This is a genomic window from Pantoea sp. B623 (assembly GCF_024814475.1).
GTDB classification, from domain to species: Bacteria; Pseudomonadota; Gammaproteobacteria; order Enterobacterales; family Enterobacteriaceae; genus Pantoea; species Pantoea ananatis.
The window spans coordinates 3,292,737-3,317,171 of record NZ_JANUXM010000004.1; the positions used below are offsets into that span (position 1 = coordinate 3,292,737).

The window sequence follows — 24,435 nt, forward strand, 5'->3', positions numbered from 1 at the left end:
CCGATTTCCGGCCCTTTTTTTATGGAGGTTTGTATGCAGCTCGCACTCGTTACCGGCGGCAGTCGCGGCATTGGTCGCGCGACGTCCCTCTTACTGGCATCCCGAGGCTACCGGGTGGCGGTCAATTTCCGTTCACGTGCCAGTGAAGCCCATCAGGTTGTAGATGAGATTGTACGTAACGGCGGTGAGGCCTTTAGCGTTCAGGCCGATATCAGCGATGAAACACAGGTGATGTCGCTGTTTCAACGGCTGGATCAGGAAGATCTGCCGCTCACGCTGCTGGTGAATAACGCCGGCATTCTGTTCCAACAATGTCGCCTTGAGCAACTGGATGCCTCGCGTATTCAGCAGGTTTTTGCCACGAACGTGCTTGGCGCATTTCTTTGCTGTCGTGAAGCCGTCCGGCGCATGGGCACCCATCATGGCGGTCAGGGCGGCAGCATCGTCAATGTCTCGTCTGCAGCTGCCCGTACGGGGTCGCCAAACGAATATGTCGACTATGCGGCATCGAAAGGCGCAATGGACACGATGACCAAAGGCCTGTCGCTGGAAGTGGCCCAGCAGGGAATTCGGGTCAATGGCGTACGTCCGGGGATGATCTACACCGAGATGCATGCGGACGGAGGCGAGCCGGGTAGAGTCGACCGGCTGGCCAGCGGCATACCAATGGGGCGCGGCGGCTATGCCGAAGAAATTGCAGAAGCCGTTGTCTGGTTAGCCAGCGATGCCGCTTCTTACATTACGGGCAGCATTATCGATGCCGCCGGCGGGCGCTAGAATGATGCCGCAGCAGGGCGCTGCGGCAAACGACTTACAGCTTTTCACCATTGCTGGCGATGACCTGTTGATACCAGGCAAAACTCTTTTTCCTGGAGCGCGAGAAGTCTCCGCTGCCGTCATCGTTTTTATTCACGTGAATAAAACCGTAACGCTTGTTGTACTGACCGGTAGTGAAAGACACGCAGTCGATACAGCCCCAGGGCGTGTACCCCATGAGATCCACCCCGTCATGAATGACGGCTTTTTTCATCTCTTCAATATGCGCGGCCAGATAATCAATGCGGTAATCATCCTCTATCACGCCCTGCGCATTCGGTTTGTCGATGGCGCCAAAACCGTTTTCAACAATAAACAGGGGTTTCTGATAGCGTTCATACACATCATTAAGAACATACCGCAGACCAACAGGATCGATCTGCCAGCCCCAGTCTGAGGCTTTAACGTGCGGATTTTTCACCGTGCCTTCGAAGCCGGTAATAGGATCATCAACGCCACTGGCGCGGGTCTGAACGGCTGTACTCATGTAATAACTGAAGCCCACATAATCGGCACAGCCATTGCGCAGGGTTTCAGCGTCTTCAGGCTCCATGTCGATATGATAGCCTTTGCGCGCCCACTCTTTCAGGGCGTAAGCCGGGTAGTAACCGCGCATCTGCACGTCGCTAAAGACATAGCGTTGATGCATCGCTTCCTGAGCGAGCATGACGTCATCCGGATGGCAGGAGAAGGGGTAAACCGGCACCATGGCGATCATGCAGCCAATCTTAAACTCCGGGTTGATCTCGTGGCCCAGCTTCACGACTTTGGCGCTGGCAACAAACTGATGATGCATGACCTGATACATCGCCTGTTCAGGTTTTTCATGTTCCGTGAAAATAACGCCTGAGCAGCAGTAACCAAACAGCGGATATTGCCAGTTACGCTGGTTGTTAATTTCGTTAAAGGTCATCCAGTATTTCACTTTATTCTTATAACGCTTCAGCACAACTTCACTAAAGCGCACAAAGAAATCGACAACCTTACGATTGTGCCAGCCACCGTATTCTTTTACCAGGTGATAGGGCATTTCAAAATGGGAGAGAGTAATAACCGGCTCAATACCGTATTTAAGCAATTCATCAAACAGGTCGTCATAGAATTGCAGGCCGGCTTCATTGGGTTGCGGTTCATCGCCGTTAGGGAAAATACGGGTCCAGGCAATTGAGGTACGGAAGCATTTAAATCCCATCTCAGCAAACAGCGCGATATCCTGTTTGTAATGAGAATAAAATTCAACAGCCTGATGATTTGGATAGAATTTTCCTGGCTGGACGCCGTCGGTGATGACGCGGTCCACGCCATGAGCGCCGCCGGTCAGTACATCAGCAATACTGATGCCCTTACCGCCCTGATCCCAGCCGCCCTCTACCTGATGAGCCGCGACCGCGCCGCCCCACAGAAACGTTTTTGGTAAGCTCATTATGCACTCTCCCCTGAGGATTAAATTGGGGTGAGTGTAGCAAAGCACTTAATAATGTCACGCTATAACACCGCCACGAAAAAGGGATTTGTTACAGCTAAAAAACGCTTTGTTTTATTTACCCAGTTGCCGACCCAGTGACTCGATAATATACATGACAGGCACCTGGGTCGTAATATCGCTCTGGTCGGGCATACGTATCACCGGTACATGATAGGACACCGTAAAGTCGCTCATTTTTGCCAGCGAGCAGGTTTCACTATTCGTGATGGCGATGATTTTACACTGATTCAGGTTGAACTGACTGGCGATGCGCAGCACCTCTTCCGTTTCGCCGGAGACAGAAAGAATAATGGCCAGGGCATTTTCATATAAACTCGGACTGATCGGATAATAGGGATCGTCGATCGCGTGGCTGAATTTGCCTACGTTCGAAAAAAAACGTGCCCCGTATTTCCCCAAGCTGCCCGATGTGCCGACACCAATAAAAAACACCCGCTCAGCCTGATTAATCATCCCCACAGCCCGATGTATGACCTGCTCAAACTCATCATTATTGATGCTTTTAAAAAAACTCAGCATATCTGCGATGCCGGAGACAGGCAGCGCAGGCGCGGTTTGTTCCCTGGCCAGACGCAGTCGGATACGGAATTCTGACCATCCTTCACACTGCATCTTGCGACAGAAGCGTAATACCGTCGTGGTCGATACCGCAGCCTGTTCAGCCAGCTCGCGAATGGTCATGTAACTGACGCTGTCACGATGTTTGATAATGTACTGATAAACCTGCATTTCAAGATCGTTCAGGGTAGCAAGATCGTGATGCGAGAACATGGAAAAGCTCACCCGGCAATTAACTGGCCCGCATTTTAACAGAATTCGAAGGGGAGGTGACCGCAATAATTATTTTAAGCTTACACTTGTACACCGAAAGTTTTTCTGGGTAATCTGTTGGACGATAAATCTGCAGTTGTTATCACTTTCAGGCAGGAATGTTATGAGTCACAAAAGTTTGCCGACGCAGGGTTATCCATTGGCAGAGGAAATTGCCAACAGTATTAGTCATGGACTGGGTTGTCTGTTCGGCATTGTAGGGTTAATGCTGCTGCTCGATAAGGCATCGGTCATGAATGCCGGGCTGACCGCCATTGTCAGCTCCAGCCTCTATGGCGGCAGTATGATTCTGCTGTTTCTGGCCTCAACGCTTTACCACGCCGTCAGCCACCCACGTGCGAAGCGCGTACTGAAAAAAGTGGATCACTGCGCAATCTACCTGTTAATTGCTGGCACCTACACGCCGTTTCTGATGGTCGGTCTGCAGTCGCCTCTCGCCTATGGGCTGATGGCGGTCATATGGGGCCTGGCACTGTTGGGCATTATTTTTAAGCTGACGATTGCCGAACGCTTTAAGGTACTGTCGCTGGTGACCTATCTCTGCATGGGATGGTTGTCGCTGATTGTGGTCTATCAGCTGGCGATGAAACTGTCGGCGGGGGGCATCTGGCTGCTGGCGTCGGGGGGCATTATCTATTCCCTGGGCGTGATTTTTTATGTCGCGCGTCGGGTGCCGTTTAACCATGCTATCTGGCACGCGTTTGTTTTAGGCGGTTGTGTTTGCCATTTCTGCGCCATCTACTTCTACGTTATGTAACGTCACAGGGCGGGACGTGGTCCCGCCCCTGAACTCAGCTTTCTTCCAGCGAGTAAGGCAAGGGCTGAATCATCAGCTTACCGCCTTCATCGCCTTCAACCCGTAATACGCTATCCGACTCCAGATCGTTGTTCATGACCACCTGCACCCAGATGACGCCGTCGTCCAGTTGCACCGCAGCAAGAACGGTGCCCGTGCGACGCCAGCGCTCGCCCATCTGCAGCTCCAGGGAATCGTTGGCGGCGGGCAGGTGGCTGGCTTGTCCTGACAGCCAGTAGAGCGCCCGTTTATTCGCGCCCCGGTATTTGGCTCTGGCCACCATCTCCTGGCCGGTATAGCAGCCCTTTTTAAAGCTAATCGCGTCCAGCGCCTGCATGTTTGCGGCCTGGGGAATAAACTGCGCGCTGGTGGCTGCGTCAATAACCGGAATTCCGGCTTCGATGTCCAGGGCCAGCCACTGGGTGCTGTCATTGAACTGCGCATCGTCTGCCAGCGTCTGCTTCAGGGCATCGGCCTGGGCGGGCGACGTGACCAGCAGAAAGCGTTCTGCTGGATGGGCAAACCACAGCAGCGTGGTGTCGCCCTGCTGTACCACCGGGGTGGTGCTGTCAGGCAGCGTGTCAAAAACATTGGCCAGCGCCGCACGGGCCTGGAAACCCGCCACGCCCAGCAGTGCGACATCGTCATCCGCGGTCAGGGTAACTTTAGAAAATACGGCGTATTTTTTTAACTCCGGCAGCTGAGTGTCTCGCAACTCACGACGCACCAAATAGGCATAACCCTCAGCGCGATGAAACAGGCGCAGGTTGCTCCACATCTTGCCTTTGGCGTCACAGTGGGCGGCAGGCAGGTGATGAGAGGCATCCAGTGCCGCCACATCCAGGGTCAACTGGCCTTGTAAATAGGACGTGCTGTCAGGGCCGACCACGGCAACCAGTGCCCAGGCATCCAGAGACATTAACGTGAGCGGCAGACGTGATGAGGCCGCAGGTTGGCGTGGGGGAAGCGTAAATGTTGGCATCGATAAATCCTGAGTCTGAAGGTTCATCCGAAACAATGTCTTCAATGGTAAAAGAGCACACTGGCAATGCAACCTGTTTACTAAAGAGGGCGCACAAAACGCGTGCCGATGTGTAAAAAAAGCCTGAGTCTGCGGCGCGTTGCACAGGGTCGGTTTGTGAACCTGCAGCCAGCAGTAATCCAGGGTAAACTAGCTGCCACGATGTGAAATGTGGAAACGAATGCATGGATATTCATAATAAATCGCGCGTTCAATGGGCCTGCCGTCGTGGCATGCTGGAACTGGATGTCGCTATTATGCCGTTCTTTAAGTACGAATATGACACGTTAAATGATACCGATAAGCAGGTGTTTATCGCACTGCTGAAAAGTGACGATCCCGATCTTTTCAACTGGATGATGAACCACGGTGAGCCTGCCGATCCCGAGCTGAAACGCATGGTGAAGCTGATTCAGCAGCGTAATCGTGAACGCGGTCCGGTGGCAATGTAAACTTCATCCCTCTTTGCGCGCACGCCTGATCCTCGCACTGACGCTGTCAGTAACGATAGCAGGCGTTGGCATCATGGAACTGCCTGCGGCAGAGTGGATGATAAAGCCCGGGCTGGTCGTGGTGGTGCTGTGGGAAGGATGGAAACAGGATCGCCGCTTGCGTCAACGGCATGGACGGTTACGGCGCGACAGCAATCGTGAGTGGCACTGGCAGGGAGAAGACTGGCAAACGCAGCAGCCGTTGTACTGGTTGCCAGGCGCGGTGTTGCTGGTCGCACGAAACCGCAAGGGCAAGACCTTACGGCTCTGGCTGATGCAGGACAACATGCAGCCAGAGGCGTGGCGCGCCTTGCGGTCATGCTGTTTCAGCGAAACCGCAAGGCGCTAAATAGCGTGCCCGGAACAGCGCATCACGAGAAAGCGTGCCGATTTCAGAACACGCTTTTCCAGGTCAGGCTTTCCAAATACAGTCGTATCGACGGCGCGTCCTTTGCCAGGATTTCAGGATTGCGTTTTAGCGCGCGGCTTAAAGCCGCTCGGCGGTTTCTGTCAGAATCTGCTCGCACCACTGCTCAACGCGCTCATCCGTGGCTTCAAACTGATTGACGTCATCCAGCGCCAGTCCGACAAATTGCTTGCCGTCGGCACTCAGCGGTTTGGGGCTGGTAAAGTCATAGCCGTCCAGCGGCCAGTAGCCCACAAACTGCACCCCCATCGGCTGGAGCAGTTCATGCAGCATGCCTAAAGCATCCAGAAACCACTCACCGTAGCCAATCTGGTCGCCCATGCCGTACAGCGCCACGATCTTGTTGCGCAAATTGAGCGTCGGCAACTGGGGCCAGATAGCTTCCCAGTCCTCCTGCAGCTCGCCAAAGTCCCAGGTGGGAATCCCCAAAATCAACAGATCATAGTCTTCCATCAGACGCGGATCGTCATCTTTCACGTTGTGCAACGTCACCAGCTCGTCGCCAATAAAATCCCGAATTTTCTCCGCTACGATTTCGGTGTAACAGGTACTGGAACCGTAAAAAAGACCTATTTTCATTTTATCTCTTTAAAATTAAGTGTTTTCATTAAAATCATGAGCTTAAATACCTAATGAACACTAATAAGCATTAATGACTGTTATCCTTTGTCGCCACTTTGTCGCCATTTCTGATCATTTCTACAGGGTTGAATTTGATGGCTGTTTCTAGGTGCTCTGGCGCAAAGTGCGCGTACCTCATGGTCATACTTATATCGTGATGACCGAGGATTTTTTGTAACACCAAAATGTTGCCGCCGTTCATCATAAAGTGTGCAGAAAAAGAGTGCCTTAGAACGTGAGTCATTTGTCCCTTGGGTAACTCAATCCCTGCATTTTTGATGGCTCTCAGAAAGTTGTAGTGACAATCACCAAAGAGATTTTCTTGCTTGATACTGCTCAACTCTTTGTAAAAATCTTTTGTAATGGGAACGGTGCGATTTCTTTTACTCTTGGTATTGGTAAAGGTGATTTTATTGGGGCTGAGCTGAGATTTGCGAAGGTTCTGCGCTTCACTCCAGCGAGCGCCTGTAGAAAGACAAACGCGCACAATCCTATTTAAATCAGGCTCTGATTCCGTGATAAGCAGAAGGCTAGATATTTGTTCACTATCAAGCCATGCCATTTCACGTTCTGTGGTTGTCAGCTTTCTAAGTTTTTCAAGAGGATTAGGGGCTGACCACTCCCCCAGGCGGACAAGTTCACTGAACATGGAATTCATGTGAGCCTGATCCATATTCAGAGTTGTGTTTGAGGCTGCGTAAGGAAACCGCTTATCAAGGTAAATTTCACCTGAAAGCCTTTTTTTTCTGTAGTGAGCAAAGTCATTGGCTGAAAAATCCAACGCTCTCGGGTTCCCTAGTGCGTTGATTATGAGTTTCAATTTTCTGAAAACCATTAGGCCGGAACTGAGGGATTGGCCGTGCAGGTCATACCATAGTTCAGCCAATTCAAGCAGAGACCTTTTATCTGTTTTCTCAATAATCCAGGGGCGATTAGCAACCTCATTCATCAGGAATTGCTCATAAGAAACAGCTTCCCCTTTCGTGGGGAAAGTCTTCCTGATTCTTTTTTTATCACGGCCTTGTGGATAGCATTCACATAGCCATTTACCTGATGACAGTTTCCTGACGCTCATTGTTAGCCTTTGTGCATGACCAGAGAAACATAGGCCATGAATTCAACATCAGATACGTGGCAGTCGAAGCTACCAGCCTCATTTGTGATCCTTACCTTTTGCTGAGGCAGCCGCATTACATCCCTGATTGAAGCTGTACCATCGATCTTAATTAGCCACATACCGTCACAGATTTCCGCATTATCCTGATCGACTAAGTAGCGGCCTGCTCCTACAAACAGGATGGCAGGTGAATTCAGGTGAGTTGGATAGAGTGCCTCATCAAAGAAAAGCATATCCCCGGCGCTCAACTCCCCATCTTGCAGAATGAAACTGGAGACTTTTTTTGCTTCTTTGTTTTCATTTGCGAACTTTGGGCCGCTGCCGAATGACAGCCATTCAACATTGATGCCAGTTTCGATAGAGGCCTGTATCACCCAATCGGCAGGAAAAATGTCTCGCATGTACCTTGATGCCATAGTGCTTTTAGACACGCCGAGCTTGTCGCATAAGGCTTGCCGCGTCTTGAAGCCGTAAGCCTCAAGGAGACGATGCACAACTTGCTGACCGCCAGTATTAAAGTTCATAGTTCTCTTTTGGGTTCAAATTGTTTTGACAAGTACCCATTTAGGATCTAAATTGACCTCGAGGTGCGAATTCGGGTTCTCATTAGGTCTAATTAGGCTTAATTAGAAATTATTAGGCAAACATTGTGAGTATTGCATGATGCAAAACAACATTTCAATCACGCTCTTGGTTCCCCACATGACTAAGGAGCGCTACAGCGAAGCAACCGGACTCGACTTAGCAACCATTGATGTGATGCTGAACGATGGCCGCCTTTCTCCTTTTCGTCATCGCCTTGCTAAAGAGGGCAAGCGTGAAAAAGTTCTCATCAACTTGGTTGCTCTTAGCGCTGATGCGATCCGTTCTTATGAGGAATCACAAGCAAGCGCTGCGAAAGTCTCCAAATCCATTCAGCGAAACTCGCTAAAAAGTACTCAATAACATTATCGAACAGGGAAGGGTGATTACATGTTTGATTTTCGAGTATCCACACATAACCACTTTGACGAGGCCTGCCGCCGGTTTGCCCTGTCTCACAACATAAAAGAAATGGCACAGGCTGCAGGAATGAACGTACAGACTCTGCGCAACAAGCTAAACCCTGAACAGCCGCACGAGTTGACCGTTAAAGAAATGCTCTCGCTTACTGACCTGACCGAAGATGCAACTTTAGTGGATGGAGCACTGGCACAGCTACAGTGTTTGCCTTGTGTACCGGTGAACGAACACGCCGAAGAAAAGCTGACAGCCTATGTATTAAAGGCAACGGCTGAAGTGGGGCAACTGGCAGCCGGTGCGATGCGTCACGATGCGTTGAGCACCTCTTGCCGCCGTAACCTGATGCAAAGCGTTAATACCGGCATTCGCTGTCTTAGCCTCGCAGCAATAGCAGTACAGGCCCGCATTCATTCTAATCCTACGATGGCCTCCACCGTTGACGCTATCAGCGGACTCGGCGCATCTATTGGCCTGAGCTGAGGGACTGATAATGATTTCTCTGGCATCACGTCTTAAGCGTCAAAGCCCGTCAGTAGCTTACGGCAACGGCTGGATCATGGGTGAGAACGGCAAACCCTGGCATCCATGCAACATCCAAAAGCAACTGCTGCAGGGGCTGACCAGCAAACGCAAACCCGCCGGTTTCATGGCGCGTTTATTCAGGGGGTAACATGCAGCGAGTAACAGGTAACACAACCGCACAGCAAGGCCCGGCATCTTTTGCCAAAACTCATTCAACGGGCAATCGTGCTGATGCTGTTAACAAAATGTCGTTTGATGAGTTTCGGAAAAGCTGGCGGCAGCAGCGTGACAATAACGCTAACCCGTCACTGCGTTATTTCAACCATCAGAATGACGAGTTTAAATTTTGCGTGTTAACCCTGGCTAACCGCGAAAATCCTAAAACATTTTCACAGGAGGAAATCGGAAAGCCGTTTGAATACTTCGACGAATACCGCCGCGAATTAATCATCATGGCAATGAACAAAATGGCGCGCTGGGGAAAAATATTACCCCGACAGTTTTCTACCGCAGACTGTTTTTTACCTGAGTAAATAAGACTCAAAAAATTAATGGCGTAAACCCGCCGGGCATTCTTTTGCCCTGAATCTGGAGATTTAAAAATGAGAAATACCGAAACCCGTAATTTTGAAGCCGACGCAGACGCGCTAAATGCACTGCTGAGCAAGGCTAAAAACGAGCAGCGCAGTGATGATGCGCTGGCCGTGTCAGTCCGCATTGCGGCGCTGATCATTCATTTCCGTAAAAACGAAATGACCGCGCCGGAAATCATTGAGCTGCTGGGTAAAGAGGCAGAGCGTTTTGAGCATCAGGCACGGGAGCTGCACTAATGGCCGATTCAATGGATTTAGTCCAGGCACGCGTTGAGGAAGAACTGCAGCGCAATCTCGCTAACGCACGTCGCCAGCCCGCCGGGGCTGGTGAGTTCTTTTGCGAGGCTTGCGATGAGGCGATACCGGAAGCCCGCCGCCGCGCCGTCCAGGGCGTCACCCACTGCGTTACCTGCCAGCAAATCAACGAGCTGAAAAGCGCCCATTACAAAGGCGGTGCCGTATGAGTACGATCCTCAAGTGGGCGGGCAACAAAACCCGCCTCATGCCTGAGCTGCTTAATCATCTGCCGCAGGGGCTGCGCCTCGTCGAGCCGTTCGCCGGTTCCTGCGCGGTGATGATGGCAACGGATTACCCGGCTTATTTGGTGGCTGACGTTAATCCCGACCTGATTAATCTTTACCGCCAGATTAAAGACCACACCCGCCCCTTTATTGTGGTGGCGCTGAGCCTGTTTACCCAAAACAAAAGGGCAGAGGAATATTACCGCATTCGCGAAGCGTTTAATCATGACCCGGCTTTACCTCTGCTTGAGCGCGCCGCACATTTCCTCTACCTGAACCGCCACGGCTACCGTGGCCTTTGTCGTTATAACCGTAAGAGTGAATTTAATATCCCTTACGGAAACTATTCTGAACCTTATTTCCCCCTGGAAGAAATTGAAACTTTCGCAGCCAAAGCCCACCGTGCAACGTTTGTCTGTGCGGATTTTCGCGAGACGCTGAGCATGATTCAGACCGGCGACGTCGTTTACTGCGATCCGCCCTATGACGGCACGTTTAGCGACTACCACGCAGGCGGATTTGATAAGGCCGCGCAGCAGGACTTAGCCAGCATGTTAACCAGCGTGTCAGAGCGCTGCCCGGTCATCGCTTCAAACAGCGATACCGACTTTACGCGCACGCTTTTTAATGCCTACGAGCTGACCAGCGTCAGGGCTGCCCGCGCGGTTGGCGTGGCCGCAGGTGACGGCAAAAGCGCGGCAGAAATTATCGCCGTTCGTCGTCCTGCCGCTGTCTGGGTTGGGGTGGATATGGCTGCAGATGAGGCGGCCATATGACCGCCTATTACAACGAGTTTGATCCTTTTGCAGCGCAGTGGCTGCGTAAACTTATTGATGCTGGCCTGATTGCGCCCGGCGTCGTTGATGACCGGAGTATTACAGATGTCACACCATCAGATCTCAAAGGCTTCACTCAGTGCCATTTCTTCGCAGGTGTTGGCGGATGGAGCTACGCGCTTCGGCTCTCCTCCGTGCCAGACTCTTTCCCTTGCTGGACAGGTTCACCACCCTGCCAGCCATTCAGCACCGCCGGAAAGCAACTCGGCCAGCTTGATGAGCGACACCTTGCCCCAACCTTTATGCGCCTCGTTGCACAGTGCCGCCCTGCAGTTCTGTTTGGCGAACAGGTTGCAGCGGCAATTGGCAAGCACTGGCTCGATGATTTATGCCTTGAGCTGGAAAATGAAAACTACACCTGCGGGGCGGCCGTATTGCCAGCGTGTAGCGTCGGCGCACCGCACAAGAGAGATCGACTTTTCTTTGGAGCCGCACTCATGGACCACGCCAGCAGCATCGGACGGCACGCGCGGCGGCACAGGGATAACAACGGGCATGACGGGCAGCAGCCTGCCGCAGCTGGTAAAAATGGCAGCATGGCCCACCACTGCGACGGTGGACTACAAAGGCAGCGGGAAAACGGTGATTCGCAAGGATGGCAGGGATCGGACATTTGCCAGGCTGGATTATGCAACCGAGCAGGGCCTTTCACCGTGGCCCAGCCCGTGCGCTCAGAACGGGACTGTAAACGGCTATCGGGATCCGCAGAAGGTCATTGCAAGGAAAGCTGCGGGGCGCCAGCAGAACTTACAGGATGTTGTGATCCTTGCAATGGGGCCAATAAGGATGACCGCTTCTGGTCAAATGCTGACTGGCTCGGATGCAGGGATGGAAAGTTCCGGCCAGTTGAATCCGGCACATTCCCGCTGGCTAATGGGATTCCCGCCAGAGTGGGACGCCTGCGCGGTTACGGTAACGCGATAGTCCCGCAGGTTGCTGCTGAGTTCATTACCGCATTTATGGCGGCATCGGTTGAGGTGCTCGCATGATTGAGCAGTATGCTTACCCGTGGAATGCGCCACGGGAAGCCATCGCCAGCCCTTATCCCACCTATGAGGAAATGCACAGCCGCAGTCAGATGATTGCGGCTTTAGTGCGTGCGCAGGAGCTGCTTGAGCAACAGCCGACGCTGATCCAGATTGACGTTAAGCGTCGCGTCAATGAGCTGGAAAAATCACAGGGCATTGCCCGCGCCAATGCGTACTTAACGAAAACTTTCGTCGAGCGCACATTGCCGCGTGTTGAATGCGTTAATGAGCAGTACCGGGTTAAGACTATGGACGCCAGCACCTTTAACCTGTTGACGCAGAATGCCCCTAAAGAGAATGGCGCGGCGCTTGCCGGCGGCCAGCTGTGGGAGCTGATGAGGCGCTTTAACCGCCTGGCTGATATGTCGCGTGCCGATGTGGATTTGCTGGCCGGTGATATTGCCAGTTTCATTCTGGCCGAGCTGTTGCAGGCACACGCGCAGGCAGCTGATGAGTCAGATTATAAATACACGCACCGCGTCTACATGACAGCGGCGGCCATCACCCGTGAATTTAATCAGACGCCGCCACTGTGGGATAAGGTGACGTCCCGTTTCTTTGATCCCGAAGAAGTCACACCCGCCGTGCTGCGTATGCAGACAGAAAAATGGTGGACAGGCCGACTGCGCCGCGTGGCAGCCTCATGGCGGGAACACCTGCAGATTGCCCTGGCTAACGTAAGCAAAAAACACACGCCTTACGCCAGCAGAATGACCGTTTCAGAATGGCGGGAGCAGAAACGCCGCACCCGTGAGTTTTTAAAGGGCATGGAACTGGAAGACGAGGACGGCAACCGTATCAGCCTGATTGAAAAATACGACGGCAGCGTGGCTAATCCGGCCATCCGTCGCTGTGAGCTGATGACCCGCATTCGCGGCTTTGAAAATATCTGTAATGAGCTGGGCTATGTCGGCGAGTTTTACACGCTGACCGCGCCGTCACGCTATCACGCCACAATCAAAACCGGCCATCGCAACCGCAAGTGGAATGGTGCCAGCCCCGCAGACACGCAGCGTTACCTTTGCAGCGTCTGGCAGCGCATCCGCGCAAAGCTGCACCGTGATGACATTCGAATCTTTGGCATTCGCGTTGCCGAACCTCACCACGACGCAACGCCACACTGGCACATGCTGATGTTTATGCGTCCCGAAGATGCGGATCAGGTGCGCCAGACAATCCGTGACTATGCCTTTCAGCAGGACAGCAACGAGCTGACCACGGATGAAGCCCGTAAGGCGCGCTTTCATGCCGAGGCTATCGATCCGGATAAGGGCAGCGCTACGGGCTATGTGGCTAAATACATTTCCAAGAATATCGACGGTTACGCGCTGGATGGCGAGCTGGACGACGAAAGCGGCAAAGAGCTGAAAGAAACCGCACCCGCCGTTTCTGCATGGGCGGCCCGCTGGCACATCCGACAGTTTCAGTTTATCGGCGGTGCGCCGGTCACGGTATACCGAGAGCTGCGCCGCATGGATGACACCGAAACCGCCCACGGCCTCAGCGTGGAGTTTGCCGCTGCGCATGACGCGGCAGACGTGGGTGACTGGGCGGCATACGTTAACGCGCAGGGCGGCCCGTTCGTGCGTCGTGATGAGCTGGCCGTGCGCACATGGTATCAGTCGGGCGATGAGCTGAATGAATATGGTGAGGAAACCGTGCGTATTAAGGGCGTCTACGCAACTGAGGTTGGCGCAGACACTCCGATTTTAACCCGTCTGGCACAGTGGAAGATTGTTCCGAAACGTGCCGTTGATTTTGATTTTGACCTGCAGGGCGCGCCCGCGCCCTCTCGGAGTTCTGTCAATAACTGTACGGGGCGTTTGAGATCTGAGGATTCAAACCCGCCGGAAAGTGTGGAAGAAATCGATCTTAAAAGGATGAGCCGTAAAGAACGGCGACGGCTGCTGGCCCGACTGAGGGGTGAAAAACCAGATAAAAAACACTTAGTGCTGAGGCGGCCAGACAAAATCGAGACAGCGTGCGACAACGTGATCGGTCAGGTCAGAGATTTAAGCGGCGAAACTATCAGTCGCGGTCTGGCCGTGCGCCTGATAGGTGGCACACAGACAGAAATCGCAGGAAAAATGTTCCGCAGCACCTGCTACGGCGACTTAGTGCGGCCATTTAGGAATAAAGATGACAATTCACGCAAAGACGAAATACTTAGACGTTTCAATAGCCTTGCTGAAAGGTCTAAGGCGGCCAACTTGCATAAAGCGTAAAGCGAAGCGCACAAAAAGTAAGGCAGAAAGTAAAAAAACATTTCACTTTCGGATTTCCCTAATATACTGTGTTTATGTACAGTTGTTTGAAAGGGAGTAAAAGTTATGCAGGATTATTTTTTTGAGTCTTTGAAATTGCAACGTATTGATTTGTTTCTTAAATTGGTTGCATCAAGTGATTGCAGTGAAGATGAAAAGAGTCTGGCGATCCAGTGGGTGTCTGAACTGACCGACGAGCTAATGAAAAAGGTCAGGAGTCACGAATACGCCCGTTCGATTGAAGTTTCAGAGTAAGAAAGGGGGGAGGGGATGCGCATTGAAATCATGATCGACAAACAGCAAAAGGTCAGCCAGGAAACTATTGAGGCGCTTGAGTCAGAAATCATAAAAAATCTACAACCTCAGTATCCAAAAATGGCTATCCGAATCCGCAAAGGCAGTGCGAGCGGCGTTGAGCTGTCAGGCTTAAAGCTGGATGAAGATAAAAAAAGCGTAATGGAAATTTTACAAGCCGTCTGGGAAGAAGACAGCTGGCAGCACTGATAACCGCGCCAGCGTCAAAAACTGGGTTTTGGCGCTGGCGAGGTTGAACAACGAGCCGTGCGAGGTGTTAAAGACTTTTCAATTCCAACGTTAGAGCTTCAAGTTAATAGCTTAATTTTAGGTTGAATTTTAATCAATCATAGTCAACTTAACCTCGATGCTAGCGAGAAAGGATGCTACAATCACGCCGGATTTTGAGGAGGGCTAATTTTGATAAAAGTGGTGGATCTTTTTTGTGGAGCAGGTGGATTAACTCATGGCTTACAGCAGGCTGGCTTAAATGTCGTTGCTGGGTATGATATTGATGCCACGTGCCGTTATGCCTATGAAAAAAACAATAAAGCATTATTTGTACAAAAAAGCGTCACAGATCTTGACGAATTTGAAATATCAAAACATTTTCATGGAGCTGAAGTCAAAGTCTTAGCAGGTTGTGCACCTTGCCAGCCTTTTTCAAGCTATACCAACAGTGCCAAGCAAGGTGTTGTTCGTACGGAAGACAAAAGATGGTCGCTTTTATATAGTTTCGCAAAACAAATTGCTATAACTAAACCTGATATAGTAACAATGGAAAATGTTCCATTGTTGGTAAAGCACCAAGTTTTCATGGATTTTGTCGAAACCCTAAAATCTGATAACTATTATGTTTGGTTTGGTGTCGTATATTGTCCAGATTATGGTATGGCACAAACAAGATCTCGGTTAGTCTTACTTGCTTCAAAATTAGGTGAAATCAAGTTACTTCCTCCAACTCATAATAAGAATAGTTATGTAACGCTTAAGGATGTAATAGGTGGCTTACCAGCTATAAAGGCTGGTGAGACTTATAAATCTGATCCGCTACATTGTTCATCGAGCTTAAGTGAAATTAATATAAAAAGAATTAAGGCTTCTAAGCCAGGCGGAACGTGGAAAGATTGGCCTTCCAACTTGAGGGCTAAATGCCATCAAAAGGAATCTGGATCGACATTTACTGCAGTATATGGGCGAATGAGTTGGGATAAGTTAGGTTCAACGATAACAACTCAGTGCACTGGATTTGGCAATGGTCGGTTTGGTCATCCTGAGCAGGATAGAGCTATTAGTTTAAGGGAAGCCGCATTGTTGCAATCATTCCCTGTTGACTACGATTTTTGGCCAGCAGAATTGAAAGTTGAAATGAAAAGCGTTGCAAGACTAATCGGAAATGCGGTACCAGTTAGATTAGGTGAAGTAGTAGGCCAAAGCATTTTGGCCCACTTAAGTCAGTATAAATAAATTTAAGGCGGTTATGCCGCCTTAATACTATATCCCTTCTACGATTTTCATTATGCGCGCTGCGTCGTTTTTCTTGTTTTGATATTCTGAATAGGCCTGTTTAGATTGCGTAATTAAATCGCTATAGGTCAATACCTTTCCGTTGATTGAAAGAAGTTGCATATTAACAAAATGTTGGTCTATGGCTCCGTAGCCTGATCCTAAAAGAAAAATCACATCTATATGTGGGATTTTACCACCAGGGCAAGACTGTGGATTATTAACAAACCATTGACTAGTAGCCTCAACATATTTTCGACCTTGTATAACAAGTGTCGTTATTTCTGGCTTAACCTTTGGTCTTTTCATTTCAATGATTACGTGCTTACCTGATATGGTCTTGTAAGCAATATCAATACGAGCACCACTTGTAGCTTCGGGATTTATTTGTTTGAGTTCATTTGTTAACGTTTGTTCCATTACTGTAGTGCCGGTAACTCTTTCCCATGATGGGTCTAAAAGCCAAAGATGGTCATATAGATATGTTTGCACCGCTCTCTCGAGTTCGTTTTCGTTAGTGATTTTTTGGAACTTTTCGATAACCTTGAGTCTTTGGGATGTTATTTCATAAAACATACTAGCTTCAATATCATTTACAGAAGCAAAGACCTCTTTGAAACTTTCTGAATTTAAATCGCTGATCTTATCAAGAGCGTCAAGATTATCTTGAATTCTTAGCCTTTCAAAAGCAAGCACTGTATTTTTTAAAACCGTTTTACGAGCAGCATCTTGTGTTTCTTCATTTCCTGAAAATCTAAATGTATTCACTTTACCCAAGAGTTTTTCAGCACTTTCTCTTTCTTGCTTACCCAGTGATTCAAGCCATTCTTTAACAGCAGGCGAGGTTTTTTTAACATCATCTACACCTTTAGCTCTTCGCCAGTTATCCCAGTCCTTGTCAATACGACTAAGAGTGCGCTCTAGAAAACCTTTGAGCACCGGATAACGAGGGTCATTCTGTTGAAGTTTTTGGCGAGAAGAAGTCGCCATATCAGGTTGCTCATTGTCATCTAAAAAATCAGCAACAATTTCACCTACTAGGTAGTTTGTGAAAACCTTAGCGCTTCCAAACTCAAGTAGAATATCTTCTTCAAATACTCGGCCATTAGAAATCACGGTTATTGTGTTGTTCGAGATTTCTGGGTCTTTTTTTAATTGAGATGGTTTTTCAACACTTCCGATATAACCAGTGATTTTGTAATCTTTGCCAGCAAAGCTAATTGAGTCATCTAAAATATTCCTCTGAATAAGGTTAGTACACGATCTTACTCGTGAATCATCGGACTTACCAAACTCCCATAAGAACTCTAAATCTGACAAAAAATCTCTATCTTCAGGTGAAATTTCAGTTCCATTTATTCTTACTTGGAAGTCATGATTTGGTCCAATGATGCTAAAACGTCTTGCAATTCTCTTTCTGAGGTAGGTTTGAGTTCTTTCTATTGATTTTTTTAAGTCTAGTAATTTAATGGTTGTCCCTGTTTGAAAGCCAGCAGGAACATCAATTGATGTTGCAACATAGTTATTTGCACTGCGTATGCACTTTTGTAATTCTTCGACGTCAACCTCAAAAGCTTGGGGTTCTTCGCCAACTTTATGTGATATAACCTGAATTTTACTGGCAAGTGAAAACATTGCTAACTTGCCGATTCCTTTTCTTCCCATGACCTGTCTACTTAATTTGTCACTTTTTGAACGGCCATGCTCTCTACGCGCGTATCCAACTTTTAGAAATTTATTAACGATATCATCCCGAGACATTCCATGTCCGTCATCACATATAATTACCTCTCCTTTTTCAACGTCCAAAGTAATATCAACATTCTTCGCATCAGCATCCCATGCATTAGAAATTATTTCTGTCAAAACTGCAGGGGTATTTGAATACAAACTCATTCCAAGATGATTCAATACGTTTAGGTCAATTTTTATCTCAAAATTAGACATGGGAATTCCTTGCTTTGTGGTTTCACCGTCATTGTGTTAGGAAACATTAACGTATTGAATGAAAGGCAAGCAAGGAATTTGTATCTGGACAGGAACAAAAGGTTATGCAGGAGAGTGCATGTCTATGCTGCATGAATTCGCATGATCCCAAAAGGATCGTTTATCCTCTGGCCCGCCAATACTGGCGGGCTTTTTTGTATGTCATGCAGGTGCATGAAAACCACTACATAAAGCGCGCAGGCGTGGCGGGGCTACGAGCGCGCGCCACGACGTTTAGGCCATCACCATTCGCCCCGATTTCCGCCCCGCCGCCGCGAGATGGGGTTTCAGCTGCCCCCCTGCGACGGGTAAGGGCACAGGTGCGACATGATGCGTTACAGGCGCAATGGCAGGGTGCTGGAAATTCAAAGCCGTTGCGGTTAAAGTTTAATCATGTTGGTAACTGCTGGGTGTGGGTATGGATACAACCGAACAACTTAACGGAACGTATTTTTATGGCGGACTTTCGAACCTGTCTGCCGGTGAGCTTTTTTTCTGGATTATGGTTGATGTAACAGCTGAGCATTTTACGGGGGCAAAGGATGTTATAGCCGGAGCTGCGGTTTATGCAGGTAGTAACCAGATTGCAGTCAGAGGTAAACCCGGTGACGCAACGCCAGGCACAAGCTATGCGTCTCAATATTCACGAAGGTTACTGAAAAATATTCATCTGCCTTTCAGACTGCCAACGTTCATTCATTCGCCAGTGCCCGGTAACCCGTTAAGAATTAAGATGTTGATGACTCACAAGCTGGCAACTTTTACGGGCCGTGCAATACCCGTTTTAGGCTGGGTAGTTCTGGCCGCTGATGTGGCGCAGATAAGCTACGAGGCAACAGTAAGATATAACCGAATTGTCAGTAAAGAGGACAGGTTATGGTAAGGGACGAAACAGAAAAAGCCGTGTTTGATCTCGTTGAGACTTACAACGCACCGAGCATATTTACCTTTAAGCGGTATAAGTTAAAGCACGACACTGACCTTAACGAAGATTTTAGAATGGACCCGATAGACGCTTATGATTTAATTCAAGAGTTTGCTGATAAGTTTTCCATCAATCCAGGTGAAATAAATTTCGGACGTTATTTTCCGGCAGATAACGGCAAAGCGGAAAAGCCGCTGACTATTCAGCTGCTGATTGATTCAGCGCGCGCCGGACAATGGGTGGATAAATAAAAAAAAGCGCCCGCAGGCGCTTTGTCTTTAACGTATATCAGTTGCCATCTTCCAGATCGAGGTTGTAAGGCAAAAACCTGATAACCTCCTGGCCGAGCCAGTCATTTAATTCTTTCATGCGTGCCTGTAACGGGATGAGTTCATTACGCACAAATACGCGGCTGGCCTTTTCAATATCCCCGAACCCGCCTGTATTGTTAGGGATTATCCCCATCAGCTGCGGCGGCACGCGATGCACGGCCAGCATGTCATCGCGTGACACGTTTTTGATATTCAGAAACTCATCTTTGGCCGCCACCTCTGACAGCGGGATGATCTGAATGCCGTCTTTCTTCCCGTTCGGACTGTACATAAACAGGTTGCGGAAATTACCAGGCCCTTTTGCGCTTTTCATGGCGCTGCGGATGTTGTCAACGTCCTGCTGGCTCTGCGCCGGGTCGGTCATGTACATGATAAAGCCCGCATGACTGCCGTTAATATAATACTTGCGGCGGAACAGGGTTGCCGACTCATTCAGCAGCGCGGACGGGACAGCCGACAGGTAGCCCGGCACGCCGTAGATTTCCTGATTAATGTCCGGCTCCATCAGGTGAAACACGCTGCCCTTTGTAAACTCATACGGCTCGGTATTAAGTCCGTAGTGCGCATACCAGTAGGTGTCCAGGTCAAGCCCGCGCCGCGTGTATTTGGCAAGGGATGGCTCAAGCTTCAGCGTGCTGCCGAGGCGGCTGGTGCGTTTCTCCAGGTACGCGTTGGCAAAGACCAGGTAATCCATCGCAAAGCGGGTAAAAGCCTGCTGGCTCAAAAGCGGGTGCGGGATAAAGGTACTCGCCAGAATGTTGCATTTCACGCTGATGGGTGAGCTGTGATGCACGGCGGCGCGGAACGTGCGCGCCAGCCCGTCAACGCTTACGGGCGGTTCATACCAGCGGTCATTGATGACGCATTCCACGTAGTCCAGCAGTTCGCGCCGGTCGAGTACCGGGATCGGGTCGCCAAACGTAAACGCCTCCGAAGTGGCTGTGCTGGTCATCTGTTCCGGCTGCTGCACGGGCTGCGTGCGCGTGCGGTTTCTGCGTCTGCTCATTAATACATCTCCACAATGTTCTGCGTGTGTGCCGCCTGTCCCTGCAGCGGCTCATTTGCTAGCGCGTGCATGGTCGCCCAGGCTAAATCGCCGTGGCTGACTTCCTCGCTGCGGCTGGTTTCATAGGTAGGACGGTTGCCGCTGGCCGTGGTGGCCTTGCGGATGGACATAAACGACTGCGCGATATCGAGATGGCTGGCGTCAAACTCCATTCGCCCGCTGCTGATGGTGTCGTAGGCTTTTAAGACCAGGGCATTTTTCACCGTCGGGTTATAAACAAACTCTTTTACCTGCGGGAAGAAGGCTTTCACGTTCTCATAGACGCCCAGGCCGACGCCGGTCGAGTCGATGCCGATATAGGTCACGTTGTACTGCTGCGTAAGGGTTTTAATGGCATCAGCCTGCGCGCGGAAATCCATCCCTCGCCACTGGTGACGCTCAAGTATGCGGAACTTACCGCCCGGCACAGCTGGCGGGGCAATCACCACGCAGCCCGCGCTGTCGCCGTTCTGTGTGCCTTTCGCCGGATCGTACCCAATCCAGACCTCTTTCCAGCCGAACGGGCGCAGCGCCAGCGCTTCGAAGTCGTCCCACACTTCCCAGCTGTCCACCATGCATTTCTGCAGCATGGCAAGCTGGAACACCGAGGCGAGGTCATCCATAAACACGCACATCAGCAGGTTTTGATAGTCTTCAGGGCTGTAGCGTGTTCGCAGCTGCTCCAGATCGAACAGGTCACAGCCGCCGCGCACGGCATCCTCGACGGTCACTATCTGGCGGAACTGGCCGTCGGCACACAGGCGGCCGGCGGCAAGCGACGCGTGACTTAAATCAATATCAACCCTGTCGGCTTTGGCGCGGCCCTTATTGAACTGTGCGCCAGACCAGAACGGATAGGCGCTGTGCGTGAGGCTGGAAGGCGTGGAAAAGTAGGTTTCGCGCCATTTTTTGTGCAGCGCCATGCCGGAGGCGACTTTCTGCAGTTCCTGAAATTTCGGTATCCAGAAATATTCGTCCAGGTACAGGTTGCCGTGATAACTCTGCGCGGTGCGGGCGTTGGTGCCGAGGAAGTACAGGCACGCGCCGTTAGCCAGCGTCATCGGGTCGCCTTTCAGGTCTACGTCGGCCTCGCGGGCAAACTCCACAATGTACTGCTTGAATACGTGCGCCTGCGCCTTACTGGCCGACAGAAAAATCTGGTTGCGCCCGGTGGTGAGCGCATCGATCAGCGCCTCACGGGCAAAAAAGAACGTCGCCCCGATCTGGCGCGATTTCAGCAGGTTGCGGACGGCGTATTTATTGCCCGCTTCCCACCACTGACGCTGGTAGCCGAACATCGTGCTGTGAAAGATGTCCTGCAGCTTTTCGATCTGCGCATCGCTGAATACGTTTTTTTCAGGCGGTTTGCGCGGGCCTCTGTTACGGTTTTCGACGTTGGGGTTTAAATCTGCCTCATTGCCGCCGTTGTTAAATTTCCCGATGCGCGCATGGCGCTCTGACTGCCGGGCCAGCAGGTCAATTTCTTTGTAGTCCTTTCCTTCCTTCACCTCTTTCATGACCAGCTGACAGTAGCGCGCGGCGGTGGTGAGCTGCATCTGGTCAAGCGGGCCATAGTCGCCCCACCTGTCGCGCTTCTTCCAGCTGTGAACGGTTGCGGGTTTCTCTCCCAGCATTTCAGCAATGCGGGCGATGCGGTATCCCTGAAAGTACAGCAGCAAAGCCTGTCTGCGGGGATCGAGGTCTGCGGGGGCGATTGTCGTTGTCATGGCCCCAAAATACGGCCCGCCCGTTTCCTTTTCCGCCGCCCGTGATTGTGTGAATTACGGTACAACGTCGCCGCGTTGTTTCAGGCCCCCCGTCGCCGCAAACATAGGGACTCACAGAGTTTTTATCTAACCGGAGCCTGGACAATGGCAAAGAAAGCAAAGCGTTTCCGCATCGGGGTGGAAGGTGCCACCACGGACGGACGCACCATCGAACGCAGCTGGCTGGAGCAGATGGCGGCCAATTACGATCCGGCTGTCTACACCGCCGTGATCAACATGGAGCACATCAAGGGTTACACGCCTGACAGCGCGTTTCGTCGTTTCGGTGTGGTCGATGCGCTGGACACCGAAGAAATCAGCGACGGCCTGCTGAAAGGCAAGCTGGGCCTGTACGCGGTGATTAACCCGACGGATGAGCTGGTCACGATGACCGGCAACATGCAGAAGCTTTTCACCTCAATGGAGATTCGCCCGGAGTTCGCCGACACCGGCGAGGCGTATCTGATTGGCCTCGCCGTGACCGACGATCCGGCCAGCCTCGGCACCGAAATGCTGCAGTTCAGCGCCAGTGCGGGCGCTAATCCGCTGGCAAACCGCAAACAGCATCCTGACAACCTGTTTACCGCCGCCACCGAAACCGTGATCGAGTTTGAGGACGTGGCCGACGAAAAACCGTCCCTTTTCAGCCGCGTATCCGCGCTTTTCAGCAACAAACAGAAATCGGATGACGCACGTTTCAGCGATGTTCACCAGGCCGTCGAGCTGGTCGCCACCGAGCAGCAGGCATTCAGCCAGCGCATCGAAACCGCCCTGAGCGAACAGGCCAGCAGCCTGCAGGCGCATTTCACCGAAGCGCTGAGCGCAGAAGCTGCAGCGCGTGAGCAGCTGCAGGCGGATTTCAGCCAGCTGCAGGAACAGCTGAGCCGTGAAGACGGGCGGCAGGACTCCCGTCCGCGCACTCCCGGTAACGGCAACGGCAGCAGCCAGGACGTGCGCACCGACTGCTGATGCAGTTGCGGCAAACCCCATTAACGAACAGAGAAAACGAAACGATGAAAAACAGCACCCGTTTTAAGTTAAACGCCTACATGTCGGTACTGGCGGAAATCAACAAAATCAACCTGTCGGCCCTCAACAGCAAATTTACCGTTGAGCCGTCCGTTGCGCAGACGCTGGAAACCAAAATTCAGGAGTCATCAGAGTTTCTGACGCGCATCAACATTGTGCCGGTGTCTGAGCAGAGCGGCGAACGTCTGGGGCTGGGTATCGGCAGCACGATTGCGGGTACAACCGACACCACGCAGAAAGAGCGCGAGCCTACCGATCCGACCTATATCGACGGCGAAGGCTATAAGTGCACGCAGACCAACTTTGACACGGCGCTGCCTTATCAGAAGCTGGACATGTGGGCGAAGTTTGCCGACTTTCAGGTACGCATCCGCGACATGATTGTGAAACGCCAGGCGCTTGACCGCATCATGATCGGGTTTAACGGCCTCAAGCGTGAGAAAACCTCTAACCGCACACAGAACCCGCTGCTGCAGGACGTGAACATCGGCTGGCTGGAAAAAATCCGCCAGGAGAAACCGTCGCAGGTGGTCGGCCAGCACATCGACAGCAACGGAAAAGTTATCGCCGATAAAATTACCATTGGCAAAACGGGCCTTTTCCGCAATCTGGATGCCGTGGTAATGGGTGCCGTAACGGAAAAAATCGCCGTGCAGTATCAGGATGACACCGAGCTGGTTGTGCTCTGCGGTCGCCAGCTGCTGGCCGACAAGTATTTCCCGATCGTCAATAAAGACCAGCCCAACACCGAAGCGCTGGCCGCTGATTTGATTATCAGCCAGAAGCGCATCGGCGGCCTGCCTGCGGTACGTGCACCGTTCTTCCCTGCAGACGCAATGCTGATTACGCGCCTTGATAACCTGTCGATTTATGTTCAGGACGACACGCGCCGCCGCTCCATCATCGACAACCCGAAACGGGATCGCGTTGAAAACCTTGAATCGGTCAACGAGGCGTATGTGGTCGAGGACTACGACTGCACCTGCCTGATTGAAAACATCGAAATGCTGGAGCAGGAGCCAGAGCCGGAAAAAGAGGCGACAAGCAAAAGTAAGGAAGAACTGGCCGAAATCGTTGGCATGGCAGTCAGCATTATTAAGTCCATGAGCGAATCGGGTACGGCGCAGGCGCAGGCTGAATCTGGCGCCAGCACCGGCACCGGCAACGCAGGAGCGTAAAC

General features: G+C 51.1%; 29 protein-coding genes. 20 read left to right on the forward strand and 9 right to left on the reverse strand.

The genetic code is table 11. The features are described from left to right. Positions 1–33: 33 nt before the first annotated feature. Positions 34–777: an SDR family oxidoreductase gene (locus NXS97_RS17210; RefSeq protein ID WP_015699595.1), complete on the forward strand. Its 744-nt coding sequence runs from the start codon at positions 34–36 to the stop codon at positions 775–777. A 34-nt stretch (positions 778–811) separates the two neighbouring features. Here the strand turns inward: NXS97_RS17210 and NXS97_RS17215 are convergent, their stop codons facing one another. Further along, positions 812–2,239, reverse strand: coding sequence for a 6-phospho-beta-glucosidase (locus tag NXS97_RS17215; protein WP_014594496.1), 1,428 nt, complete (start codon positions 2,237–2,239; stop codon positions 812–814). A gap of 114 nt (positions 2,240–2,353) precedes the next feature. Continuing rightward, entirely contained in the window at positions 2,354–3,073 is a 720-nt protein-coding gene (locus NXS97_RS17220) for a MurR/RpiR family transcriptional regulator (RefSeq protein ID WP_014594495.1), read from the reverse strand. A gap of 163 nt (positions 3,074–3,236) precedes the next feature. Here NXS97_RS17220 and NXS97_RS17225 point away from each other — a divergent pair, with 163 nt between their 5' ends. Beyond that, positions 3,237–3,890 (forward strand): hemolysin III family protein, encoded by a 654-nt coding sequence (locus tag NXS97_RS17225; RefSeq protein ID WP_014605129.1) that lies wholly within the window; start codon positions 3,237–3,239, stop codon positions 3,888–3,890. A gap of 34 nt (positions 3,891–3,924) precedes the next feature. Here NXS97_RS17225 and ygfZ read toward each other — a convergent pair whose 3' ends face one another. Then, positions 3,925–4,911 (reverse strand): tRNA-modifying protein YgfZ, encoded by a 987-nt coding sequence (ygfZ, locus tag NXS97_RS17230; protein ID WP_112900415.1) that lies wholly within the window; start codon positions 4,909–4,911, stop codon positions 3,925–3,927. Positions 4,912–5,135: 224 nt separating this feature from the next. Between ygfZ and sdhE the strand changes: the two genes are divergently transcribed. Together sdhE and NXS97_RS17240 are read left to right on the forward strand one after the other, a co-directional pair. Continuing rightward, the gene (sdhE, locus tag NXS97_RS17235; RefSeq protein WP_014605131.1) at positions 5,136–5,402 is read left to right on the forward strand and encodes an FAD assembly factor SdhE; all 267 of its coding nucleotides are present in this window, start codon (positions 5,136–5,138) and stop codon (positions 5,400–5,402) included. Next, entirely contained in the window at positions 5,377–5,790 is a 414-nt protein-coding gene (locus NXS97_RS17240) for a protein YgfX (RefSeq protein ID WP_014594491.1), read from the forward strand. The genes sdhE and NXS97_RS17240 overlap by 26 nt, the downstream gene beginning before the upstream one ends. Before the next feature lie 138 nt (positions 5,791–5,928). Here NXS97_RS17240 and fldB read toward each other — a convergent pair whose 3' ends face one another. The 3 genes from fldB to NXS97_RS17255 all read right to left on the reverse strand — a co-directional run bounded on the left by fldB (position 5,929) and on the right by NXS97_RS17255 (position 8,130). After that, complete coding sequence (fldB, locus tag NXS97_RS17245) at positions 5,929–6,447, reverse strand: flavodoxin FldB (RefSeq protein ID WP_013027050.1); 519 nt, start codon at positions 6,445–6,447, stop codon at positions 5,929–5,931. A 70-nt stretch (positions 6,448–6,517) separates the two neighbouring features. Then, positions 6,518–7,564 carry a tyrosine-type recombinase/integrase gene (locus NXS97_RS17250; protein WP_259232465.1) on the reverse strand — a complete coding sequence of 349 codons (1,047 nt, stop codon included), beginning with the start codon at positions 7,562–7,564 and terminating at the stop codon, positions 6,518–6,520. A 2-nt stretch (positions 7,565–7,566) separates the two neighbouring features. Beyond that, positions 7,567–8,130, reverse strand: coding sequence for a phage repressor protein CI (locus NXS97_RS17255; protein ID WP_259232470.1), 564 nt, complete (start codon positions 8,128–8,130; stop codon positions 7,567–7,569). A gap of 136 nt (positions 8,131–8,266) precedes the next feature. Here NXS97_RS17255 and NXS97_RS17260 point away from each other — a divergent pair, with 136 nt between their 5' ends. The 12 genes from NXS97_RS17260 (at position 8,267) to NXS97_RS17315 (ending at position 16,133) form a co-directional block, all read left to right on the forward strand. Continuing rightward, positions 8,267–8,551 (forward strand): hypothetical protein, encoded by a 285-nt coding sequence (locus NXS97_RS17260; protein ID WP_013027047.1) that lies wholly within the window; start codon positions 8,267–8,269, stop codon positions 8,549–8,551. Positions 8,552–8,578: 27 nt separating this feature from the next. Then, positions 8,579–9,088, forward strand: coding sequence for a phage regulatory CII family protein (locus NXS97_RS17265; RefSeq protein WP_259232471.1), 510 nt, complete (start codon positions 8,579–8,581; stop codon positions 9,086–9,088). 10 nt (positions 9,089–9,098) lie between these two features. After that, positions 9,099–9,278, forward strand: coding sequence for a phage filamentation protein Fil family protein (locus NXS97_RS17270; RefSeq protein ID WP_029570557.1), 180 nt, complete (start codon positions 9,099–9,101; stop codon positions 9,276–9,278). 1 nt (position 9,279) lies between these two features. Next, positions 9,280–9,663 (forward strand): hypothetical protein, encoded by a 384-nt coding sequence (locus NXS97_RS17275; protein ID WP_088900479.1) that lies wholly within the window; start codon positions 9,280–9,282, stop codon positions 9,661–9,663. Positions 9,664–9,732: 69 nt separating this feature from the next. Continuing rightward, a complete protein-coding gene (locus tag NXS97_RS17280; protein ID WP_259232473.1) occupies positions 9,733–9,960 on the forward strand; it encodes a DUF2732 domain-containing protein in 228 nt (75 codons plus the stop codon). Next, positions 9,960–10,187, forward strand: coding sequence for a TraR/DksA family transcriptional regulator (locus tag NXS97_RS17285; RefSeq protein WP_105082951.1), 228 nt, complete (start codon positions 9,960–9,962; stop codon positions 10,185–10,187). Before NXS97_RS17280 ends, NXS97_RS17285 begins: the two co-directional genes overlap by 1 nt. Beyond that, positions 10,184–11,020 (forward strand): DNA adenine methylase, encoded by an 837-nt coding sequence (locus tag NXS97_RS17290; RefSeq protein WP_259232477.1) that lies wholly within the window; start codon positions 10,184–10,186, stop codon positions 11,018–11,020. Before NXS97_RS17285 ends, NXS97_RS17290 begins: the two co-directional genes overlap by 4 nt. Continuing rightward, positions 11,017–12,069 carry a DNA cytosine methyltransferase gene (locus tag NXS97_RS17295; protein ID WP_259232478.1) on the forward strand — a complete coding sequence of 351 codons (1,053 nt, stop codon included), beginning with the start codon at positions 11,017–11,019 and terminating at the stop codon, positions 12,067–12,069. The genes NXS97_RS17290 and NXS97_RS17295 overlap by 4 nt, the downstream gene beginning before the upstream one ends. Next, the gene (locus tag NXS97_RS17300; protein ID WP_259232480.1) at positions 12,066–14,333 is read left to right on the forward strand and encodes a replication endonuclease; all 2,268 of its coding nucleotides are present in this window, start codon (positions 12,066–12,068) and stop codon (positions 14,331–14,333) included. The genes NXS97_RS17295 and NXS97_RS17300 overlap by 4 nt, the downstream gene beginning before the upstream one ends. 105 nt (positions 14,334–14,438) lie before the next feature. Next, positions 14,439–14,627 carry a hypothetical protein gene (locus NXS97_RS17305; RefSeq protein WP_024471080.1) on the forward strand — a complete coding sequence of 63 codons (189 nt, stop codon included), beginning with the start codon at positions 14,439–14,441 and terminating at the stop codon, positions 14,625–14,627. Positions 14,628–14,642: 15 nt separating this feature from the next. Next, positions 14,643–14,876, forward strand: coding sequence for a DinI family protein (locus NXS97_RS17310; protein WP_259232481.1), 234 nt, complete (start codon positions 14,643–14,645; stop codon positions 14,874–14,876). Between the two features lie 210 nt (positions 14,877–15,086). Continuing rightward, a complete protein-coding gene (locus NXS97_RS17315) occupies positions 15,087–16,133 on the forward strand; it encodes a DNA cytosine methyltransferase (RefSeq protein ID WP_259232482.1) in 1,047 nt (348 codons plus the stop codon). 27 nt (positions 16,134–16,160) lie between these two features. On the opposite strand, the gene NXS97_RS17320 is transcribed toward NXS97_RS17315, so the two are convergent. After that, positions 16,161–18,119, reverse strand: coding sequence for an ATP-binding protein (locus NXS97_RS17320; RefSeq protein WP_259232484.1), 1,959 nt, complete (start codon positions 18,117–18,119; stop codon positions 16,161–16,163). Positions 18,120–18,576: 457 nt separating this feature from the next. Between NXS97_RS17320 and NXS97_RS17325 the strand changes: the two genes are divergently transcribed. Both NXS97_RS17325 and NXS97_RS17330 read left to right on the forward strand, forming a co-directional pair. Beyond that, entirely contained in the window at positions 18,577–19,041 is a 465-nt protein-coding gene (locus NXS97_RS17325) for an STM2901 family protein (RefSeq protein ID WP_110957504.1), read from the forward strand. Beyond that, the gene (locus NXS97_RS17330; protein WP_259232487.1) at positions 19,035–19,334 is read left to right on the forward strand and encodes a DUF1493 family protein; all 300 of its coding nucleotides are present in this window, start codon (positions 19,035–19,037) and stop codon (positions 19,332–19,334) included. The genes NXS97_RS17325 and NXS97_RS17330 overlap by 7 nt, the downstream gene beginning before the upstream one ends. A gap of 37 nt (positions 19,335–19,371) precedes the next feature. Here NXS97_RS17330 and NXS97_RS17335 read toward each other — a convergent pair whose 3' ends face one another. Beyond that, the gene (locus tag NXS97_RS17335) at positions 19,372–20,421 is read right to left on the reverse strand and encodes a phage portal protein (protein WP_259232490.1); all 1,050 of its coding nucleotides are present in this window, start codon (positions 20,419–20,421) and stop codon (positions 19,372–19,374) included. After that, complete coding sequence (locus tag NXS97_RS17340; protein WP_259232491.1) at positions 20,421–22,187, reverse strand: terminase ATPase subunit family protein; 1,767 nt, start codon at positions 22,185–22,187, stop codon at positions 20,421–20,423. The genes NXS97_RS17335 and NXS97_RS17340 overlap by 1 nt, the downstream gene beginning before the upstream one ends. A 144-nt stretch (positions 22,188–22,331) precedes the next feature. Here NXS97_RS17340 and NXS97_RS17345 point away from each other — a divergent pair, with 144 nt between their 5' ends. Beyond that, positions 22,332–23,195 (forward strand): GPO family capsid scaffolding protein, encoded by an 864-nt coding sequence (locus NXS97_RS17345; protein ID WP_259232492.1) that lies wholly within the window; start codon positions 22,332–22,334, stop codon positions 23,193–23,195. Between the two features lie 44 nt (positions 23,196–23,239). Next, positions 23,240–24,433 carry a phage major capsid protein, P2 family gene (locus NXS97_RS17350; protein WP_259232493.1) on the forward strand — a complete coding sequence of 398 codons (1,194 nt, stop codon included), beginning with the start codon at positions 23,240–23,242 and terminating at the stop codon, positions 24,431–24,433. Positions 24,434–24,435: the final 2 nt, after the last annotated feature.

Bases quoted from the DNA above. Each gene is read 5' to 3' on its own strand.
- NXS97_RS17210 (WP_015699595.1), top strand. From the start codon at position 34: ATGCAGCTCGCACTCGTTACCGGCGGCAGTCGCGGCATTGGTCGCGCG.
- NXS97_RS17215 (WP_014594496.1), bottom strand. From the start codon at position 2,239: ATGAGCTTACCAAAAACGTTTCTGTGGGGCGGCGCGGTCGCGGCTCAT.
- NXS97_RS17220 (WP_014594495.1), bottom strand. From the start codon at position 3,073: ATGTTCTCGCATCACGATCTTGCTACCCTGAACGATCTTGAAATGCAG.
- NXS97_RS17225 (WP_014605129.1), top strand. From the start codon at position 3,237: ATGAGTCACAAAAGTTTGCCGACGCAGGGTTATCCATTGGCAGAGGAA.
- ygfZ (WP_112900415.1), bottom strand. From the start codon at position 4,911: ATGCCAACATTTACGCTTCCCCCACGCCAACCTGCGGCCTCATCACGT.
- sdhE (WP_014605131.1), top strand. From the start codon at position 5,136: ATGGATATTCATAATAAATCGCGCGTTCAATGGGCCTGCCGTCGTGGC.
- fldB (WP_013027050.1), bottom strand. From the start codon at position 6,447: ATGAAAATAGGTCTTTTTTACGGTTCCAGTACCTGTTACACCGAAATC.
- NXS97_RS17250 (WP_259232465.1), bottom strand. From the start codon at position 7,564: ATGAGCGTCAGGAAACTGTCATCAGGTAAATGGCTATGTGAATGCTAT.
- NXS97_RS17255 (WP_259232470.1), bottom strand. From the start codon at position 8,130: ATGAACTTTAATACTGGCGGTCAGCAAGTTGTGCATCGTCTCCTTGAG.
- NXS97_RS17260 (WP_013027047.1), top strand. From the start codon at position 8,267: ATGATGCAAAACAACATTTCAATCACGCTCTTGGTTCCCCACATGACT.
- NXS97_RS17265 (WP_259232471.1), top strand. From the start codon at position 8,579: ATGTTTGATTTTCGAGTATCCACACATAACCACTTTGACGAGGCCTGC.
- NXS97_RS17270 (WP_029570557.1), top strand. From the start codon at position 9,099: ATGATTTCTCTGGCATCACGTCTTAAGCGTCAAAGCCCGTCAGTAGCT.
- NXS97_RS17275 (WP_088900479.1), top strand. From the start codon at position 9,280: ATGCAGCGAGTAACAGGTAACACAACCGCACAGCAAGGCCCGGCATCT.
- NXS97_RS17280 (WP_259232473.1), top strand. From the start codon at position 9,733: ATGAGAAATACCGAAACCCGTAATTTTGAAGCCGACGCAGACGCGCTA.
- NXS97_RS17285 (WP_105082951.1), top strand. From the start codon at position 9,960: ATGGCCGATTCAATGGATTTAGTCCAGGCACGCGTTGAGGAAGAACTG.
- NXS97_RS17290 (WP_259232477.1), top strand. From the start codon at position 10,184: ATGAGTACGATCCTCAAGTGGGCGGGCAACAAAACCCGCCTCATGCCT.
- NXS97_RS17295 (WP_259232478.1), top strand. From the start codon at position 11,017: ATGACCGCCTATTACAACGAGTTTGATCCTTTTGCAGCGCAGTGGCTG.
- NXS97_RS17300 (WP_259232480.1), top strand. From the start codon at position 12,066: ATGATTGAGCAGTATGCTTACCCGTGGAATGCGCCACGGGAAGCCATC.
- NXS97_RS17305 (WP_024471080.1), top strand. From the start codon at position 14,439: ATGCAGGATTATTTTTTTGAGTCTTTGAAATTGCAACGTATTGATTTG.
- NXS97_RS17310 (WP_259232481.1), top strand. From the start codon at position 14,643: ATGCGCATTGAAATCATGATCGACAAACAGCAAAAGGTCAGCCAGGAA.
- NXS97_RS17320 (WP_259232484.1), bottom strand. From the start codon at position 18,119: ATGTCTAATTTTGAGATAAAAATTGACCTAAACGTATTGAATCATCTT.
- NXS97_RS17325 (WP_110957504.1), top strand. From the start codon at position 18,577: ATGGATACAACCGAACAACTTAACGGAACGTATTTTTATGGCGGACTT.
- NXS97_RS17330 (WP_259232487.1), top strand. From the start codon at position 19,035: ATGGTAAGGGACGAAACAGAAAAAGCCGTGTTTGATCTCGTTGAGACT.
- NXS97_RS17335 (WP_259232490.1), bottom strand. From the start codon at position 20,421: ATGAGCAGACGCAGAAACCGCACGCGCACGCAGCCCGTGCAGCAGCCG.
- NXS97_RS17340 (WP_259232491.1), bottom strand. From the start codon at position 22,187: ATGACAACGACAATCGCCCCCGCAGACCTCGATCCCCGCAGACAGGCT.
- NXS97_RS17345 (WP_259232492.1), top strand. From the start codon at position 22,332: ATGGCAAAGAAAGCAAAGCGTTTCCGCATCGGGGTGGAAGGTGCCACC.
- NXS97_RS17350 (WP_259232493.1), top strand. From the start codon at position 23,240: ATGAAAAACAGCACCCGTTTTAAGTTAAACGCCTACATGTCGGTACTG.